Source organism: Sphingomonas sp., assembly GCF_048594985.1.
Lineage (GTDB): Bacteria > Pseudomonadota > Alphaproteobacteria > Sphingomonadales > Sphingomonadaceae > Sphingomonas_I.
The window spans coordinates 1-1,940 of sequence record NZ_JBMDXG010000132.1 but is presented as its reverse complement, the minus strand read 5'-3'; the positions used below and the strand labels follow the sequence as shown (position 1 = coordinate 1,940).

Below are 1,940 nucleotides of genomic sequence, written 5' to 3'. Positions count from 1 at the left end.
AGATGCGCGCTCAGCCCCAGCGCCACGACCCGCTCGACGCTGATCGGCCAGTCGACGCGCGCGTCTTGCGGCAGATAGGCACGCCGCCGCGCCAGATGCCGCCGCGACAGGCGGGGCAGGGGGATGCCGTCCAGCCGCACCTCGCCCCGGTCGACCGCGAGCAGTCCGGCGGCCGCTTGAAGGAGGGTCGACTTGCCCGCGCCATTGGGACCGATCACCGCGATCAGGCGACAAGGCGCGAAGGCCAGGTCGACGCCGCGCAATACGGCGCGCGATCCGCGCTGGACGGCGACCGCCTCCATCGCCAGCCGGCTCATGGCGCCCTCCGCGCGACGCGCAGCACCAGCCACAGGAACAACGGCGCGCCGATGATGCTGACGAAGGTGCCGAGACGGATCTCGGTTCCGGCCGGCAGGGTGCGCGTTGCGACATCCGCCGCGAGGACGACGATCGCGCCAACCAGACTTGCCGGCAGCAGGATCGCGCGCGGGCGATGCCCCACGAACGGGCGGACGAGGTGCGGCGCGACCAGTCCGACGAAGCCGACCACGCCGGTCACGGCGGTGGCGGCGCCTACCCCCAGCGCCGTGCCCAGCGCCGCGAGGGTGCGGGTCCGGCGAAGATCGGTGCCCAGGCTTTCGGCCTGCGCCTCTCCCAGCGACAGCGTGTCGAGCGCAGGCCCGGTTGCGATCAGCAGGATCGCACCCGCAAGGACGAAAGGGGCCGCGAGGACGACATGATCCCAGCTCCGATCCTCGAGCGAGCCCATCAGCCAGGTCAGCATCTCGTAGGCGGCGTAGGGATCGGGCGCGAGGTTGAGCGCGAGCGCGATCCCGGCGGCGGCGATGCTCGAAATGGCCGTGCCGGCGAGGATCAGCGCCAGCGTGCCGCCGCCCCGCGCCAGCAGCAGCGCGGCCAGCGTCGCCGCGCCCGCGCCGAGCAGGGCGAACAGCGGGGTCGCCAGCGGCGAGACGTGCGCCGCGCCGTAATAGAGCGCGAGAATCGCGCCGAGCGCCGCGCCGGGCGAGACGCCGAGCAGCCCCGGCTCCGCGAGCGGGTTGCGCAGCAATACCTGCAGCACGGCGCCCCCGAGGCCGAGGATGCCGCCGACCAGGATGGCGAGGATCAGCCGCGGCAGCCGGATTTCGATCAGGATCAGCCGCGCCAGGCCGGGATGTGGGTCGAGCAGGCCGGTCATCAATTCCTGCGGCGTCAGCCACACGCTTCCCGCCAGCAGGGAGGCGACGGCGAGCGCCACCAGCATCACGCCGAGGCCGGCAATCCTCATGCCGGTTGTCGCAGGAGCGCTGCCCGCAATGCTTGGTTGAGCGCGATCGTCGCGTCGATCGTCGCGGGCGTCCCGCAGACAAGCTGTTCCTGCGGGATCACGATCTGCCGACCCGCATAGAGCCGGCGGACCAGCGGATGTCCGACGAGCGCGGACACGCGCGCGCCGGATCGCGCAACCTTGTCGTCGTGGAGCAGGTAATCGGGGCGCGTGGCGATCAGCCCTTCGATGCGATACGATCCGCGCCAGGCCCGGCCGACATTGTCCGCGCCCGCCGCCTCGATCACCGCGTCGTACAGGCTGCCGCGCGGCGGCAGTCGCCCGCTCCCGTCCCATGCCGCGACGCGCGGGCGGCGGGGCAGGGGGGAGGCGGCGAGCAATTCCAACCCGTGATCGATCCGCTGGGCCAGCCGTTCGGCGCGCGTGATCGCACCGATGCGATGACCCAGATCCAGCGTGGTGGCGCGGATCGCGGCGAAATCGCCCGCATAAGGCAGCACGATCAGCGGCATGTTCAGCCGGCGCAGCATGGCGACGGTTGTCGGATCGCTGAAGGCGTCCGCAACGACGACGTCCGGCCGCTGGCGCAGCACCTCCTCCGCGCTTTGATCGTTGGACGGGACGCGGCGCGCCATCTGCGCCACCGCCACGA

The 1,940-nt window shown here is 72.3% G+C and carries 3 protein-coding genes; all 3 read right to left on the bottom strand.

Annotation, left to right across the window (positions count from 1 at the left end; translation table 11 throughout):
• A partial coding sequence (locus ACOJSF_RS05160) for an ATP-binding cassette domain-containing protein (protein WP_420141160.1) occupies nucleotides 1-317 on the bottom strand: 317 nt, incomplete at its 3' end.
• Nucleotides 314-1,288, bottom strand: coding sequence for a FecCD family ABC transporter permease (locus tag ACOJSF_RS05155; protein ID WP_420141159.1), 975 nt, complete (start codon nucleotides 1,286-1,288; stop codon nucleotides 314-316). The genes ACOJSF_RS05155 and ACOJSF_RS05160, both read right to left, overlap by 4 nt.
• Nucleotides 1,285-1,940 (bottom strand): hypothetical protein (locus ACOJSF_RS05150; protein ID WP_420141158.1); only part of this gene is annotated, 656 nt, incomplete at its 5' end. The genes ACOJSF_RS05150 and ACOJSF_RS05155, both read right to left, overlap by 4 nt.

Bases quoted from the DNA above. Each gene is read 5' to 3' on its own strand.
- ACOJSF_RS05155 (WP_420141159.1), bottom strand. From the start codon at position 1,288: ATGAGGATTGCCGGCCTCGGCGTGATGCTGGTGGCGCTCGCCGTCGCC.